Annotated in this window: 12 protein-coding genes; 2 read left to right on the top strand and 10 right to left on the bottom strand. The window is 69.6% G+C overall.

What is annotated here, in order from left to right:
• Nucleotides 1-60: 60 nt before the first annotated feature.
• From BM140_RS16530 to BM140_RS16510, 5 genes are all read right to left on the bottom strand, one after another.
• Nucleotides 61-918, bottom strand: coding sequence for an acid phosphatase (locus BM140_RS16530; protein WP_091948698.1), 858 nt, complete (start codon nt 916-918; stop codon nt 61-63).
• A gap of 136 nt (nt 919-1,054) precedes the next feature.
• A complete protein-coding gene (locus BM140_RS16525; protein WP_091948695.1) occupies nt 1,055-1,927 on the bottom strand; it encodes an alpha/beta fold hydrolase in 873 nt (290 codons plus the stop codon).
• A gap of 7 nt (nt 1,928-1,934) precedes the next feature.
• Entirely contained in the window at nt 1,935-2,777 is an 843-nt protein-coding gene (gene dapD, locus BM140_RS16520; RefSeq protein ID WP_091948694.1) for a 2,3,4,5-tetrahydropyridine-2,6-dicarboxylate N-succinyltransferase, read from the bottom strand.
• A gap of 65 nt (nt 2,778-2,842) precedes the next feature.
• A complete protein-coding gene (locus BM140_RS16515; RefSeq protein WP_091948692.1) occupies nt 2,843-3,310 on the bottom strand; it encodes a Crp/Fnr family transcriptional regulator in 468 nt (155 codons plus the stop codon).
• Nucleotides 3,311-3,612: 302 nt separating this feature from the next.
• Nucleotides 3,613-4,299 carry a response regulator transcription factor gene (locus BM140_RS16510; protein ID WP_056241080.1) on the bottom strand — a complete coding sequence of 229 codons (687 nt, stop codon included), beginning with the start codon at nt 4,297-4,299 and terminating at the stop codon, nt 3,613-3,615.
• A gap of 296 nt (nt 4,300-4,595) precedes the next feature.
• Here BM140_RS16510 and BM140_RS16505 point away from each other — a divergent pair, with 296 nt between their 5' ends.
• Both BM140_RS16505 and rlmN read left to right on the top strand, forming a co-directional pair.
• Nucleotides 4,596-5,198 (top strand): L,D-transpeptidase family protein, encoded by a 603-nt coding sequence (locus BM140_RS16505; RefSeq protein ID WP_091948688.1) that lies wholly within the window; start codon nt 4,596-4,598, stop codon nt 5,196-5,198.
• 72 nt (nt 5,199-5,270) lie between these two features.
• Nucleotides 5,271-6,551 carry a dual-specificity RNA methyltransferase RlmN gene (gene rlmN / locus BM140_RS16500; RefSeq protein WP_091948685.1) on the top strand — a complete coding sequence of 427 codons (1,281 nt, stop codon included), beginning with the start codon at nt 5,271-5,273 and terminating at the stop codon, nt 6,549-6,551.
• A gap of 125 nt (nt 6,552-6,676) precedes the next feature.
• On the opposite strand, the gene BM140_RS16495 is transcribed toward rlmN, so the two are convergent.
• The 5 genes from BM140_RS16495 to BM140_RS16475 form a co-directional block, all read right to left on the bottom strand.
• Nucleotides 6,677-6,889, bottom strand: coding sequence for a hypothetical protein (locus BM140_RS16495; RefSeq protein WP_091948682.1), 213 nt, complete (start codon nt 6,887-6,889; stop codon nt 6,677-6,679).
• 131 nt (nt 6,890-7,020) lie between these two features.
• The gene (metH, locus tag BM140_RS16490) at nt 7,021-10,773 is read right to left on the bottom strand and encodes a methionine synthase (RefSeq protein WP_091948679.1); all 3,753 of its coding nucleotides are present in this window, start codon (nt 10,771-10,773) and stop codon (nt 7,021-7,023) included.
• A gap of 194 nt (nt 10,774-10,967) precedes the next feature.
• On the bottom strand, nt 10,968-11,888 hold the full coding sequence (gene metF / locus BM140_RS16485; protein WP_091948676.1) for a methylenetetrahydrofolate reductase [NAD(P)H]: 921 nt from the start codon (nt 11,886-11,888) through the stop codon (nt 10,968-10,970).
• Nucleotides 11,889-11,972: 84 nt separating this feature from the next.
• A complete protein-coding gene (locus BM140_RS16480; RefSeq protein WP_091948673.1) occupies nt 11,973-12,995 on the bottom strand; it encodes an ArsR/SmtB family transcription factor in 1,023 nt (340 codons plus the stop codon).
• An 83-nt stretch (nt 12,996-13,078) separates the two neighbouring features.
• Nucleotides 13,079-14,251 (bottom strand): patatin-like phospholipase family protein, encoded by a 1,173-nt coding sequence (locus BM140_RS16475; protein ID WP_091948671.1) that lies wholly within the window; start codon nt 14,249-14,251, stop codon nt 13,079-13,081.
• Nucleotides 14,252-14,545 lie beyond the last annotated feature (294 nt).

Here is a 14,545-nt window from a genome sequence, read left to right as displayed (position 1 = left end):
CCCCGCCGTCGCGGGGGCCATCGGCGATGCGTCAGGATCATCGCCGATCGGTCTCGGTCGTCAGAGGAGCGGCTGGCGGGCGGCGGCGTCCTCGCGGGCGCAGATGACCGGATCGGGCTTCGGGCCGCCCGCATCGAGCGCCCGCTTCAGGTCGGCCCTGGCCTTCTCGAGGTCGGCGCGAAAGCCCGCATCCGCCAGCAGCACCGCGACCAGGGCCGAGGCGCCGGTGCGGGCCGCCACCACGTCGCTGAGCCAGTGGACGCCGCACACCACCCGGCTCTCGCCGTAGAGCCGGCTGCGGACGAGGAACTGCGTCGCCTTCTCGGGCATGAGGTTGGCCATGATCAGGCCGTAGGCCCAGCCCTGGCTCGCATGGCCGGACGGGTAGCTGTAGCTGTCGGCGAGTTCCGGCGAGCGGACCACGCAGATCGGCGCGTCGTTGCCGACGAAGGGCCGCAGGCGGCGGTAGCGCCGCTTGGCCTCGCGGGTGGCCCGCGCGACGTCGAGGCGGGTCCGGTCGAGCAGGCGCATCAGGTCGGGCACGCGGGTCCGGTCGAGCCGCTGGCCCAGCACGCAGGCGTAATCCTCCAGCAGCGCCGCGCCGCCCTCGGCGACGTCGTTGGTGGCGAGCGCCCAGCGCGCCGTGCCCTGATAGGCCCGCGTCGCGTTGAAGGCCGCCCGGTCGGCGGCTTCCGCCACCGAATGACCGCCCGGCGGCGGCGGCAGGATCGCGACCAGGCTCGGGGCCGCCTCCTCGCTGAGATAGGCCTTCGGGCCCGGCGCGGCCGGGTTCAGCCGGTCCTTGTCGAGCGAGGGCGCGGACCGCTCCGGTGGCGACGCCGCGTCCGTCTGTGCGGCCAGCGGCGTGGCCAGCAGGACGGTCAGCAGGGCGGCGAAGACGACCGACGGGCGGGGCATCGAAGGAGGCGCTTTCGGAAATCGGACGCCGACACGCGTCCGAGCCTCTCTATGATGAGCGTGCGACAGCCGCGTCACAGTCCCGCGACGGCCCGTTGGCTGACAGCTTTTCCCGCCTGTCCCGGGTTTGCGGAGATCAGGCCCGGATCGCGGCGGCGACCTCGCGCGGAAACTCCTCGTGCGGGCTGAGCGCGCCGGGCACCGGTCGGGCCTCGACGCCGCCGGCTTCGATCAGCGCGTCCATCTCGGCCCCCGAACGGCGCGGTGCCCGCTCGGGCCGCAGCACCCGCACCGGCGGCAGGTCGGGTCCGAACAGGCTCAGAAAGTCCTCGCGCGTGCCGACCGGATCGAGCCCGCCGGTGACGAAGGCGGCGGTGCCGAAGCGTCCGTTCGTCTGGCGGGTGATGCGATGCTTGGCCCGGATCACCTCCGGCGTCACGTGCTCGGCCTGCGCGTAGACATGGGCGCGCATCATCCGACCGATGATCGGCGGGCTGATGTTGAGGCGGTAGAGCGCTTCTCCCACGAGCGGCATCTCGACCGCCTTTCGGATGCGCCCGAACCAGGGGGCGCGCGCCTTCCCCATCGCGGTCGGCAGCGGCCCGCGCCAGGTCGGCGCCACCAGCACCAGCCGCCCGAACGCGCCCGGATGGCGCCGCGCCGCCGCCGCCAGATAGGGCGCGGCATGGCCCGCCGCGATCGCCAGCGCGTAGGGGCCGGGAGCGGCGGCGACGAGCGCGTCGAGGAAGGCGTGGTAGGTCGCGGGCTCCAGCGGCACCCGGACTCGCGCGTGGGCGCCGAAGCCCGGCCAGTCGGGCACCAGGCAGCGATGGTCTCCAGCCAGCTCACGGGCGAGCGGCCGCATCTCCTCCCGCGCCGAGATCGAGGAGAGCGCCGGCAGCAGCAGGGCCGCCGGCCCGGTGCCGACCTCCAGGCAGGGCGTCGGGACGAGGTGGCCCGCGACGGTGAGATCGAGGATGCGAGTCGTGAGGGACGCCGTCCCGCCCATGGGATCCTCAGGTCCGCAGCAGCTCGTTGATGCCGGTCTTGGCGCGGGTGCCGGCGTCGACGCGCTTGACGATGACGGCGCAGTAGAGGCCCGGCCCCGGCGTGCCGTCGGGCAGCGGCTTGCCCGGCGTCGTACCGGAGACGACCACCGAGTAGGGCGGCACGCGGCCGTAAAAGGTCTCGCCGGTGGTGCGGTCGATGATGCGGGTCGAGGCGCCGATATAGACGCCCATCGACAGCACCGAGCCCTCGCCGACGATGACGCCCTCGGCCACCTCGGCGCGGGCGCCGACGAAGCAATTGTCCTCGATGATGACCGGGTTGGCCTGGAGCGGCTCCAGCACGCCCGCGATGCCGGCGCCGCCGGAGATGTGGCAGTTCTTCCCGACCTGCGCGCAGGAGCCGATCGTCACCCAGGTGTCCACCATGGTGCCCTCGCCGACATGGGCGCCGAGGTTGATGAAGCTCGGCATCAGGACCGCGCCCGGCGCGATGTAGGAGCCGCGGCGCACGAAGCAGCCCGGCACGGCGCGGAAGCCGGCAGAACGGAACTCGGCCTCCCCCCAGCCGGAGAACTTCGAGGGCACCTTGTCCCACCACGGCGAGGAGCCGGGGCCGCCCTCGATCGGCACCATGTCGTTGAGGCGGAAGGACAGCAGCACCGCCTTCTTGAGCCACTGGTTGACCTGCCAGGACTCGCCGGCCTTCTCGGCGACGCGGGCCTTGCCGGAATCCAGAAGGTTCAGCGCCTCCTCCACCGCCTCGCGCACCGCGCCGGCGGTCGCGGTCGAAACGTTCGCGCGATCCTCCCAGGCGGCTTCGATGGTCTTTTCGAGATCGGCGTAGGACATCTTCTCAGTTCCGGCTGTTCGCGGCGCGACGGATCGGGCGTGCTTACAAAAGCCGCCTCCGTCTGTCACCGCTGTCGCGGCGCGGAGGCCTTCAGCCGCTCGCCCACCCGCGAGAATCCCTGAATCAGGTCGCGCAGCTCCTCCGCGATGCCGTCGTGGACGATCCCCGCGACCTCGGGAAACTCGCGCAGCACGCGGCTCATCACGGAGGGCGTCAGGCGCATCACCTCGGCCGGCTCGACGGCGCGGGCATCTGCCGGGCGCTCGACCGGGCGGAACAGGGCGTTGCGGCCGATCAGGCCGGAGCGGCCGACCGTCACCGGCGGCTCGCCCGCCCGGCGGGACTCGACCGCGATGAGGCCGGACATCACGACGTAGCCGCCGTCGGAGGGCTCGCCGCGGGAGAACAGGCGTTCGCCGGCCTCGAGCTGGCGGCGGTCGCCCGCGAAGCTCAGGAGGCGCAGGGCGTCGCGCTCGAACAGCTCGAACACCGGGGCGGCGGCCAGGATCGCGATGTCGTCGTCGAGCCCCAACGCCTGTCCCGCCCTTCGGCCGATCCTTCGGCCGATCCGCTCACGGCCCGGTGAAGCTTAACCGATACGGCGCGCGCGCGAAACGCCGCCGCCAAGCCCCTTCGCATCCCCGTTTACAGGAGGCACGGCCGCATGCCGGGCGCGAAGAGCGCCCTGCGCAGCGGCCTCGGCTATGCCAAGGCTCTAGATCCCTGAATTGCATCGTCTTTTTCCGAAAGCCGGCAACCACCTTCCGGGACGATGCTTTAGCGAAGCGAGAAGCCTAAGGCCGCGGATGCGGCTGCCGGCGTCTGAGGCCAGACTTAAGGAAGCAGCTTATACCCACCGCCCTCGGTGACCAGGATCGCGGCGGTGGCCGGGTTCGGCTCGATCTTCTGGCGCAGGCGATAGATGTGGGTTTCGAGCGTGTGCGTGGTGACGTGGGCGTTGTAGCCCCAGACTTCGGCGAGCAGCGTGTCGCGTCCCACCACCTCGCGGCCGGCCCGGTAGAGGTAGCGCAGGATCGCGGTCTCCTTCTCGGTGAGCTTCAGCTTCGAGCCGCGCTCGCCCACGAGCAGCTTGGCGCCGGGGCGGAAGGTGTAGGGGCCGATGCGGAACACCGCGTCCTCGCTGGCCTCGTGCTGGCGCAGCTGCACGCGGATGCGGGCCAGCAGCACGGCGAACTTGAACGGCTTGACCACGTAGTCGTTGGCGCCCGCCTCCAGGCCCTCGACCATGTCGTCGTCGGATTCCTGGGCGGTCAGCACGATGATCGGCCCGCGATAGCCGTTGCGGCGCATGAGGCGCACGGCCTCGCGCCCGTCCATGTCGGGCAGGCCGACATCCATCACGACGAGGTCGATGCGCTCCTCCGCCACGCGGGCCATCGCCGCGGTGGCGTTGGCCTCGCCGATGACGGAAAATTCGTCGTAGGCGTCGATCTGCTCCGTCAGTGCCTCGCGCAGGGCGTCGTCGTCGTCGCAGACGAGGAGGCAGTAAGGATTCGACATCGACGAGGTGACTTTCGGCAAGCTCATCCGGTGACCCGAGCCCCCGGCTCAGGCAGGCAACGAAACAGGATTCATGACGGAAGACCGGCCCGAGAGCATCTGCCCAAAAGTCTACCGCGGGCGATGCTCACGCAGCCGCACCCTCGCACCGATTTAGTTCGTTTCCGGCTCCGGAAAATCCGGGCCACATGCTTATGCAGCATTTTCGCCATGTTCGGCGGCCTGTTGCGAGCGCCAGCGCACAGCCCGGGCAGGGGCGAAGGCAACCGAACGTACCGCGGGGGAATGAACCGGACATGAAGCGTCCTGGATCGAGGGCGGGCGGAACGTCGCGCCCGGCGGCACTGACGTGGCTGCGGGTGCATCCGCTGCCGGGCGCGCCGACGCGCGGCCGGCTCGTGGCGGGCGCCGCGGTGATCCCCTGCGCGCTCGGACGCTCCGGCATCCGCGCGGTCAAGCGCGAGGGCGACGGGGCCTCGCCCCGCGGCGCGTTTCGCCTGCGCGGCGGGTATTTCCGGCCGGACCGGTTCGGCGTGCGACCCGCGAGCCCCCTGCCGCTCCGGGCGATCCGGCCGGACGACGGCTGGTGCGACGCCAAGACCGACCGGCGCTACAATTGCCCGATCCGCCTGCCGAGCCCGACCAGCGCCGAATCGATGTGGCGCGAGGACGGGCTCTACGACCTCGTGCTCGATCTCGACCACAATCGCGGCCCGATCCGCCCGGGGGCGGGCTCGGCCATCTTCATGCACATCGCCCGCGAGGGTTTTAAGCCGACGGAGGGCTGCGTGGCCCTGCGGCCGGCGGATCTGCGCCGCCTGCTGCGGCGGCTCGGGCCGAAGACCCGGATCGTCATCGGCCCGGTGCCGGCACGTCCGAAGCGGACGAAAGGCTCGTAGGCAGCCGGCGCATTCGCGTTCGCGCGCGAATCCGGTATATGAAAACAATTCCAGCTTCCCAAGGTCACTCCCATGGCGACGGCGTCGTTCGACACCGCCCGGCGCGAGGCGCGCCCCGTTTCCCCGATCGAGAAGGCCCCCGAGGTCACGGCGCTCGCCACCGTGCCCGGCCGCAAGCGCTCGCTCGTCGGGCTGACGCGGGCCGACCTGAAACAGGCGCTCATCGACATCGGCGTCGCGGAGCGCGAGACGCGGATGCGCGTCTCCCAGCTCTGGCATTGGATCTACGTGCGCGGCGCCCGCGAATTCGCCGAGATGACCAATGTCGGCAAGGTGCTGAAGGCGCAGCTCGCGGACGCCTACACCCTGGAGCGGCCCGAGGTCGTGAGCGAGCAGGTCTCCCGCGACGGCACCCGCAAGTGGCTCCTGCGCATGGCGCCGACCGGCGCGCACGATCACAATCGCGGCGCCGAGATCGAGTGCGTCTACATCCCCGGCGACGACCGCGGCACGCTCTGCGTCTCGTCGCAGGTCGGCTGCACGCTGACCTGCTCGTTCTGTCACACCGGCACGCAGCGCCTCGTGCGCAACCTCTCGACGGCGGAGATCGTCTCGCAGCTCGTGGTCGCCCGCGACGCGCTGGGCGACTTCGCCGGGCAGATGCCGAGCAAGGACGGCGGCGGCGAGGTCGGGCGCCTCGTCACCAACATCGTCTTCATGGGCATGGGCGAGCCGCTCTACAATCTCGATGCGGTGATCGATGCGGTCTCGGTGATGTCGGATCAGGAGGGCCTCGCCCTGTCGCGGCGGCGCATCACGGTCTCGACCTCCGGCGTCGTGCCGCAGATCGAGCGGCTGGGGTTGGAGGCCAACGCCATGCTGGCGATCTCGCTGCACGCCGTGCGCGACGATCTGCGCGACGAGCTGGTGCCGCTGAACCGGAAGTATCCGATCGCGCAGCTGCTCGACGCCTGCCGCAACTATCCGGGCGTCAGCAACGCGCGGCGCATCACCTTCGAATACGTGATGCTGAAAGGCGTGAACGATTCGGACGCCGATGCGCGGGCCCTGGTGCGGCTGCTCAAGGGCATCCCGGCCAAGATCAACCTGATCCCGTTCAATCCCTGGCCCGGCTCCAAGTACGAGTGCTCGGACTGGGAGCGGATCGACCGCTTCTCCGAGATCGTGTTCAACGCCGGCTACGCCTCGCCGGTGCGCACGCCCCGCGGCCGCGACATCCTGGCGGCCTGCGGCCAGCTCAAGAGCGAGACCGAGAAGATGCGGGCGCGCGCCCGGATGCTGATGGAAGAGGGGCTGGGGGCGGAAGGGTTTTACGCGGGCGGGGAGGATTGAGGCTCACCCCGGCCTGAGCCTCCGGCTTGCAGGAGACGAGGTGGCGGGCTCCGCCTCGCAATGACGCGGAGCCTTGATGGAGCGGTCGGGAGCCCCGGCCGCTCCAGTCTCCGAATCCAAAAAAATCAGAAACCGCGGTTGGCGATCGAGGGCAACGAGGGCTGCGTGTAGGCGCGGTTCACGTCCTTGCGATCCATCGTGCCGTTGGTGTCGTTCGAGCGGCGGTAATTGCCGGTGTCGAAGGATTGCGACAGGCCCGAATTGCCGGACTCCGTGCTGTTGCAGGCGGCGAGGCCGCAGGCCAGAGCCGCGGCGAGGACGAGGAGCGTGGGGCGCATCGGGGTGTTTCCTGAAGGGACCGCGGCGTCGCCGCCCCGGTCGGTTCGCCGGCTTGCCCCCGTCGGACCCACTCGGCAAGGGCTGAAAGCCGGCGCGGGGACGATCCCGCGCCGGGTGTGGCCGAACGGACCTATTCCGCGGCGGCCTTGAGGTAGCGGCTCGGATCGTAGTTGAGGATCGGCCCGAGCCAGCGCTCGACCTCCGCCGTGTCCATGCCCTTGCGCAGGGCGTAATCCTCGACCTGATCGCGCTCGACCTTGGCGACGCCGAAGTAATGCGCCTGCGGGTGCGCCAGATAGAGCCCCGACACCGACGAGCCCGGCCACATGGCGTAGGATTCGGTGAGCTTCACGCCGATGCGGCGCTCCGCCTGAAGCAGATCGAACAGCGTGACTTTTTCCGTATGGTCGGGCTGGGCCGGGTAGCCCGGCGCCGGGCGGATGCCGTCGTACTTCTCGTGCACCAGCTCGTCGGCGGTGAAGCTCTCGTCCGGTGCGTAGCCCCAAAACTCCTTGCGGACGCGCTCGTGCATCCGCTCGGCGAAGGCCTCGGCGATGCGGTCGGCGAGCGCCTTGACGAGGATCGAGCGGTAATCGTCGTTGGCCCGCTCGAACCGCTCGGCGATGCGCACTTCCTCCAGACCCGCCGTCACCACGAAGGCGCCGACGTAATCGGCGATGCTGGTCTCGGCCGGCGCCACGAAGTCGGAGATCGAGGTGTTGGGCCGCCCGTCGCGCTTCGACAGCTGCTGGCGTAGCCCGTGGAAGGTCGCGAGCTTCTCGCCGCGGCTCTCGCCGGTGTAGAGCACGATGTCGTCGCCGACGCTGTTGGCCGGCCAGAAGCCGATCACCGCCTTCGGGTTGAACCAGCGCTCCTCTACGATCTGCTTGAGCATGGCTTGCGCATCCTCGAACAGGGCACGCGCCGCCGGGCCCTGCTCGGGATCGTCGAGGATCGCCGGGTAGCGGCCCTTGAACTCGTAGGTCTGCAGGAACGGCGTCCAGTCGATGTAGGGGACGAGGTCGGCGACCTCGTAGGAGCCGTAGACCCGGGTGCCGGTGAAGCTCGGCTTCTTCGGCGCATAGCCCGACCAGTCGATCTTGAAGGCGTTGGCGCGGGCCTTGGCCAGCGGCAGGCGCTGCTTGTCGGCCTCCGAGCGGGCATGCGCGTCGGCGACCTTGGCGTATTCGGCCCGCACCTTCTCGACGGTGGCCCCGCGGGTCTCCTTGGAGATCAGGCTCGACACCACGCCCACTGCGCGGCTCGCGTCGGTGACGTAGACCGCCTGACCCTTGGCGTAGGCCGGGTGGATCTTCACCGCGGTGTGGACGCGGCTGGTGGTGGCGCCGCCGATCAGCAACGGCACGTCCATGCCCTCGCGCTCCATCTCGGCGGCGACATGCACCATCTCGTCGAGGGAGGGGGTGATGAGGCCCGACAGCCCGACGATGTCGACCTTCTCGCGCTTGGCCGTCTCGAGGATTTTGGCCGCCGGCACCATCACGCCGAGATCGATGATCTCGTAGTTGTTGCAGGCGAGCACGACGCCGACGATGTTCTTGCCGATGTCGTGGACGTCGCCCTTCACGGTCGCCATCAGCACCTTGCCGGCGGCCTGGCGCTGGCCGGTGCCGCCGTTGGCGCGCTTCTCCTCCTCCATGAAGGGTTCGAGATAGGCCACCGCCTGCTTCATCACGCGGGCCGACTTCACGACCTGCGGCAGGAACATCTTGCCCGATCCGAACAGGTCGCCGACCACGTTCATGCCGGCCATCAGCGGGCCTTCGATGACGTGGAGCGGGCGCTCGGCCTCTTTGCGGGCCTCCTCGGTGTCGGCGACGATGTACTCGGTGATGCCGTTGACCAGCGCGTGCTCGATGCGCTTGGCCACGGGCGCCTCGCGCCAGGACAGGTCGGCGGTCTTGGCCTGCGCCGAGGCGCCGGTCTTGAAGCGCTCGGCGGCCTCCAGCAGGCGCTCGGTCGAGTCGTCGCGGCGGTTGAGGACCACGTCCTCGCACAACTCGCGGAGTTCGGCCGGGATCTCGTCGTAGACCGCGAGCTGGCCCGCATTGACGATGCCCATGTCCATGCCGGCGTGGATGCAGTGGTACAGGAACACCGCGTGCATCGCCTCGCGCACCGGCTCGTTGCCGCGGAAGGCGAAGGACAGGTTCGACACGCCGCCGGAGATGTGGGCGTGGGGCAGGGTTTCCCGGATCGTCCGCGTGGCTTCGATGAACGCGACGCCGTAGGGGTTGTGCTCCTCGATGCCGGTGGCGACGGCAAAGATGTTGGGATCGAAGATGATGTCTTCCGGCGGGAAGCCGACCTGCTCGGTGAGGATTTTGTAGGCCTTGGTGCAGATCTCGACCTTGCGCTCGTACGAATCCGCCTGACCCTGCTCGTCGAAGGCCATGACGACCACCGCCGCGCCGTAGGAGCGGCACACACGCGCGGCCTCGATGAACTTGTCCTCGCCCTCCTTCATGGAGATCGAGTTCACGATCGGCTTGCCCTGGATGCATTTCAGGCCGGCCTCGATCACCTCGAACTTCGAGGAATCGACCATCACCGGCACGCGGGCGATGTCGGGCTCGGCGGCGACGAGGTTGAGGAACTCGACCATGGCCTTCTGCGAATCGAGCAGGCCCTCGTCCATGTTGACGTCGATCACCTGGGCGCCGGCCGCGACCTGATCGCGGGCGACGTCGAGGGCGGCGGCGTAGTCGCCGTTGGTGATGAGCTTGCGGAATTTGGCCGAGCCGGTGACGTTGGTGCGCTCGCCGACGTTCACGAAGGGGATTTCCTTCGTCAGCACGAACGGCTCCAGGCCGGACAGCCGCATCAGGCGCGGGATTTCCGGGATTTTTCGCGGGGCCTTGTCGGCGACCGCTTCACTGATCGCGCGGATATGGTCCGGCGTGGTGCCGCAGCAGCCGCCGACCATGTTGACGAGGCCGCTCTCGGCGAACTCGCCCACCAGCTTGCCCATGGCCTCCGGGCTCTCGTCGTAGAGGCCGAATTCGTTGGGCAGGCCCGCATTCGGATAGGCGCAGACGAGGGTGTCGCAGATGCGCGACAGCTCGGCGATGTGGCCGCGCATCTCACGCGCCCCGAGCGCGCAGTTGAGGCCGAAGGTGAGCGGCGAGGAATGCCGCAGGGAGTTCCAGAACGCGGCCGGGGTCTGGCCCGACAGGGTGCGGCCGGAGAGATCGGTGATCGTGCCCGAGATCTGGATCGGCAGCCGGATGCCGGTCTCATCGAAGACCTGCCACGCGGCCGCGATCGCCGCCTTGGCGTTCAGCGTGTCGAAGATCGTCTCGATCAGGATCAGCTCGGCGCCGCCGTCGATGAGGCCGCGCACCTGCTCGACATAGGCCTGCTTCACCTGATCGAAGGTGACGGCGCGGTAGCCGGGATTGTTCACGTCCGGCGAGATCGACAGGGTGCGGTTGGTCGGGCCGATGGCGCCGGCCACGAACCGGCGGCGGCCATCCTGCTTCTCGGCCAATGCGGCGGCCTCGCGGGCCAGCCGCGCGCCCTCCGCATTCAGCTCATGGATGATCGATTCCATGCCGTAATCGGCCTGGGCGATCGTGGTGCCTGAGAAGGTGTTGGTCTCGCAGACGTCGGCGCCCGCGAGGAAGTAGTCGAGGTGGATCTGCCGGATCGCGTCGGGCTGGGTCAGGATCAGGAGGTCGTTGTTGCCCTTCTGGTCGTGGCCGTGGTCCTTGAACCGCTCGCCCCGGAAATCCTCCTCGGTGAATTTCAGGCGCTGGATCACCGTGCCCATTGCCCCGTCGAGGACGAGGATTTTTTGCCCCGCCCGTTCGCGGAGCGCGCGCTCGATCTCGGTGCCGTCGACGGGGGGGAAGGTGGTCATGTCGGACGATCCTGGGAGTTTCCGAAGGCGATGGCCGAAAGCGTCGGTGCCATCAACCCACCTCATCCTGAGGTGCCGGAGCGAGGCGGAGGGCTTGTGAAGGAGCCCACCAGAAGGCGCATTGATCCCCTGAGCCCTCCTTCGAGGCCCGCCTGGCGCGGGCATCTCCGGATGAGGGCGAGGGGTGGAAGCGGTTACGCCGCCTTCGCCGCCGCCACCTTCGGGGTCTGCGAGCGCAGGCCGAGCAGGTGGCAGATGGCGTAGACGAGGTCGGAGCGGTTCATCGAGTAGAAGTGGAAGTCCTCCACGCCCTGATCGACGAGGTCGAGCACCTGCTCGGCGGCGACGGCGGCGGCGACCAGACGACGGGTTTCCACGTCGTCGTCGAGGCCCTCGAACCGGGCGGCGAGCCAGTAGGGCACCGAGGCGCCGGTGCGGCGGGCGAAGTTGGCCGCCTGCTTGAAGTTCTGCACCGGCAGGATGCCGGGGATGATCGGGATGTCGATCCCGGCCGCGCGCACCTTGTCGAGGTAGCGCAGGTAGATCTCGTTATCGAAGAAGAACTGGGTGATCGCCTGATCGGCGCCGGCATCGACCTTGGCCTTCAGGGCGTCGATGTCGGCATCGAGGGAAGCGGCTTCCGGGTGCTTCTCGGGATAGGCCGAGACCGAGACCTTGAAGTCGCCGATGCGCTTGATGCCGGCCACGAGGTCGGAGGTCTGGGCGTAGCCGCCGGGATGGGGCCGGTAGGCGTAGCCGACGCCCTCGGCCGGGTCGCCGCGAAGCGCCACGATGTGGCGCACGCCCGCATCCCAATAAGATTGCACCACGGCGTCGATTTCCTCGCGCGTGGCGTCCACGCAGGTGAGGTGGGCGGCGGGCTTGAGGTTGGTCTCGCGCACCATGCGGGCCACCGTGTTGTGGGTGCGCTCCCGCGTCGAGCCGCCCGCCCCGTAGGTCACCGAGACGAATTTCGGCTGCAACGGCGCCAGACGCTCGATCGAGGACCAGAGGATCTTCTCCATCTCCTCGGACTTGGGCGGAAAGAACTCGATCGAGACCCGGATCGGGCGGAAGCCGTCGCGGCTGGCGCGGTGCTGGGAAGCGGTGGGCATCGGGATCGTCCCCTTGGTACGCGTTTGGTCTTGTCGTTCGATCATGTTCGGGCCGTGTCGGCTTGGGCGTGTCGTCTCAGGCTTTCACGCCACCGCCCGCTCGTCCGGTTCTTCCGCCGCGGCCGCATCGTGGGCGAGCCAGAGGGTGACGGTGAGCGGGTGCTCGGTGCCGTCGTCGGGGGCCAGATCCCGGCTCTCGACCCGGCCGAGGCCCGCCTGCGTCAGCCAGCCCGCCACCTGCTCGGCACTGAACCCGAGGCGGCGATGCGCCTGGGTCTCGCGCAGGTGTTCGAGGGTGTGGGGCGCGAAATCGACCACGAGCAGGCGCCCGCCCGGCGCCACGAGGCGCACCGCCTCGCGCAACGCGCGGACCGGATCGTCGAGGTAGTGCAGCACTTGGTGCAGCACGACGAGGTCGAAGCCGGCCCGGCCGAAGGGCGGCGCGTGCAGGTCGCCCTGGCGCAGATCGACCCGCGACAGGCCCGCCCGCTCGAGGTTGGCGCGGGCGACCGACAGCATGGCATGGCTCGAATCGAGCCCGGTGGCCCGCCCGGCGCGCGGCGCCAAGAGGGCCAGCATCTTGCCGGTGCCGGTGCCGAGATCGACCACGTGGCGGATCGGGCGATCCCCCAGCGCGTCGAGCACGGCGGCCTCGACGGTGGCCTCGGGCACGTGGAGCGAGCGCAGCCGGTCCCATTTGGGGGCCAGCCGGGCGAAGAAAGTCTGGGCGGCTTCCGCCCGCTGGGCCCGCACCGAATCAAGCCGGGCGCGATCCTCCGAGAGCGGCGGTTCTTCACGGTGGAGTGCGGCGATCAGCGGCTCGACGAAGCTGACCGCCGCCTCGCGCAGGCGGAAGAACGCCCAGGCGCCCTCGCGGTGGCGCTCGATCAGGCCGGACTCGACCAGAAGCTTGAGATGGCGCGAGATGCGCGGCTGCGACTGGCCCAGGATGTCGGTGAGGTCGGAGACCGACAATTCCCCTTCCGCCAGAAGCGCCAGGATGCGCAGCCGCGTCTCCTCGGCCGCCGCGCGCAGCACGGCGAGGGCCTCGGCGAAGGGCACCGACGCCGCGGGGGAGGCCGTCCTGTGGCTGCTCTCGCTAGACATAAAGATATCTTTATGTTCGTAGCAACGAGGGCGCAAGCGAAATCGCGTCGCCTGCCGGGCGACGCGGTCGGGGAAGGGGCGGCCTACTGATACGCCTGCTTCAGATCGAGCGTGCAGCGCACGCCCACCTCTCCGTACCCGTCGTCGAGCCACGCCTTGGCCGCGGCGCGGCCCTTGTCGCGCAGGCGCTCGATCATCCGCCAGCGGGCGTCGAGGCGGGAGGAGGCGGCGTAGTCGTCGAGCAGGTCGGTGCCGTCGATGCGGTGGAGGAAGACGCGTTCCAGCCCCTCGACCGATTGGCCGTTCTCCTCGATCAGGCCGTGCACGAAGTCGATGGAGCGTAGTTCCCGCATCAGGTTGGCGTTGAAGGTGATCTCGTTGAGGCGGTTCTGAATGTCCTGCGCGGTGCGCGGGGTCTCGCGGCGCTCGACCGGGTTGATCTGCACCAGGAGGATGTCGCGGGTGCGCGCCTCGTGTAGCGGGTAGAGCGCCGGATTGCCGAGATAGCCGCCGTCCCAATAGGGCACGCCGTCGATTTCCACCGCCTGGAACACGGTGGGCAAGCAGGCCGAGGCCAGGAGATGGTCCGCGGTCAGGCGCTCGCGCTCGAACACCGCGAGCTTGCCGGTCCAGACATTGGTGGCCGAGACGAAGACGTCGGCGGTTTCAGCGTTCCGCAGGCGCTCGAAATCGACCACGCGCTCCAGCGCCCCGCGCAGGGGGTTGATGTTGAGGGGGTTGGCCGCATAGGGGCCGGGATTGAGCACCTTCAGCCACGCCTCGACGAAGGGATTGCCCTTCCAGACGTGGAACATCCCGTCGATCCAGCTCTGCTTGACCGGGTTGAGGTCGGCGTCCAGGCTCGCCTCGCGCCAGAACGCTTCGAGGGCGGCCCGCGCCCCGTCCGGCCCGCCCGCCAGCCAGCCGTCCACGAGGACGACGGCGTTCATCGCCCCCGCGCTCGCGCCGGTCACGGCCTCGAAGGCGACGCGCCCGTCCTCGATCAACGCGTCGAGCACGCCCCAGGTGAAGGCGCCGTGCGAGCCGCCGCCCTGAAGCGCCAAGGCCACCGCCTTCTCGGCCCGCGGCCCGGCCAGCCCGCGAAAGCCCTCGCCCGGTCGGGTCGTGGGGGCGATCGGGCTCGGAATCGCCGTCACCGGATTGTGAGCGTCGTCGCCGGGCGCATCCGATCCCGTCGCGGCCGCGCTCGTCTCGGGGCTGATCTCGGGGCTGATCTCGGGGCTGATCCTGTCCATCGTGCCTCGCGGGAATTGTTGCAGTGCGTGTTTAGATGGTGCAGAGCAGCATCCGGTTCCGTGCGGTGCTTTGACCCGCTCGGCCAGCGCGGCCTGCAGGCACCCGGTGCATGGCAGGTGAACGCGCGGGCCACGCGGCAGCATCCTTGCAATCGCCGGCCTCGCGCTCGACATCCCGCTTCGGATGCGACATGGAAGCGGCCTTGAATACAGGCAGGCTCCGCATCCGTTCGCGCGGGCGTGAGCGGCCGGTCGCGGATCGCGCCGGATTCGGATAGGATCGTCTCCGCGCCT

Origin of the sequence: Methylorubrum salsuginis (assembly GCF_900114375.1) — a bacterium.
GTDB classification, from domain to species: Bacteria; Pseudomonadota; Alphaproteobacteria; order Rhizobiales; family Beijerinckiaceae; genus Methylobacterium; species Methylobacterium salsuginis.
Note: the sequence above shows the minus strand (reverse complement) of the source record. Positions and strands in the feature narration are given on the sequence as shown.

What these genes read in the sequence shown, in the direction of transcription:
- BM140_RS16480 (WP_091948673.1), bottom strand. Translation starts at nt 12,995, where the DNA reads ATGTCTAGCGAGAGCAGCCACAGGACGGCCTCCCCCGCGGCGTCGGTG.
- BM140_RS16495 (WP_091948682.1), bottom strand. Translation starts at nt 6,889, where the DNA reads ATGCGCCCCACGCTCCTCGTCCTCGCCGCGGCTCTGGCCTGCGGCCTC.
- BM140_RS16505 (WP_091948688.1), top strand. Translation starts at nt 4,596, where the DNA reads ATGAAGCGTCCTGGATCGAGGGCGGGCGGAACGTCGCGCCCGGCGGCA.
- metF (WP_091948676.1), bottom strand. Translation starts at nt 11,888, where the DNA reads ATGCCCACCGCTTCCCAGCACCGCGCCAGCCGCGACGGCTTCCGCCCG.
- dapD (WP_091948694.1), bottom strand. Translation starts at nt 2,777, where the DNA reads ATGTCCTACGCCGATCTCGAAAAGACCATCGAAGCCGCCTGGGAGGAT.
- rlmN (WP_091948685.1), top strand. Translation starts at nt 5,271, where the DNA reads ATGGCGACGGCGTCGTTCGACACCGCCCGGCGCGAGGCGCGCCCCGTT.
- BM140_RS16475 (WP_091948671.1), bottom strand. Translation starts at nt 14,251, where the DNA reads ATGGACAGGATCAGCCCCGAGATCAGCCCCGAGATCAGCCCCGAGACG.
- metH (WP_091948679.1), bottom strand. Translation starts at nt 10,773, where the DNA reads ATGACCACCTTCCCCCCCGTCGACGGCACCGAGATCGAGCGCGCGCTC.
- BM140_RS16525 (WP_091948695.1), bottom strand. Translation starts at nt 1,927, where the DNA reads ATGGGCGGGACGGCGTCCCTCACGACTCGCATCCTCGATCTCACCGTC.
- BM140_RS16530 (WP_091948698.1), bottom strand. Translation starts at nt 918, where the DNA reads ATGCCCCGCCCGTCGGTCGTCTTCGCCGCCCTGCTGACCGTCCTGCTG.
- BM140_RS16510 (WP_056241080.1), bottom strand. Translation starts at nt 4,299, where the DNA reads ATGTCGAATCCTTACTGCCTCCTCGTCTGCGACGACGACGACGCCCTG.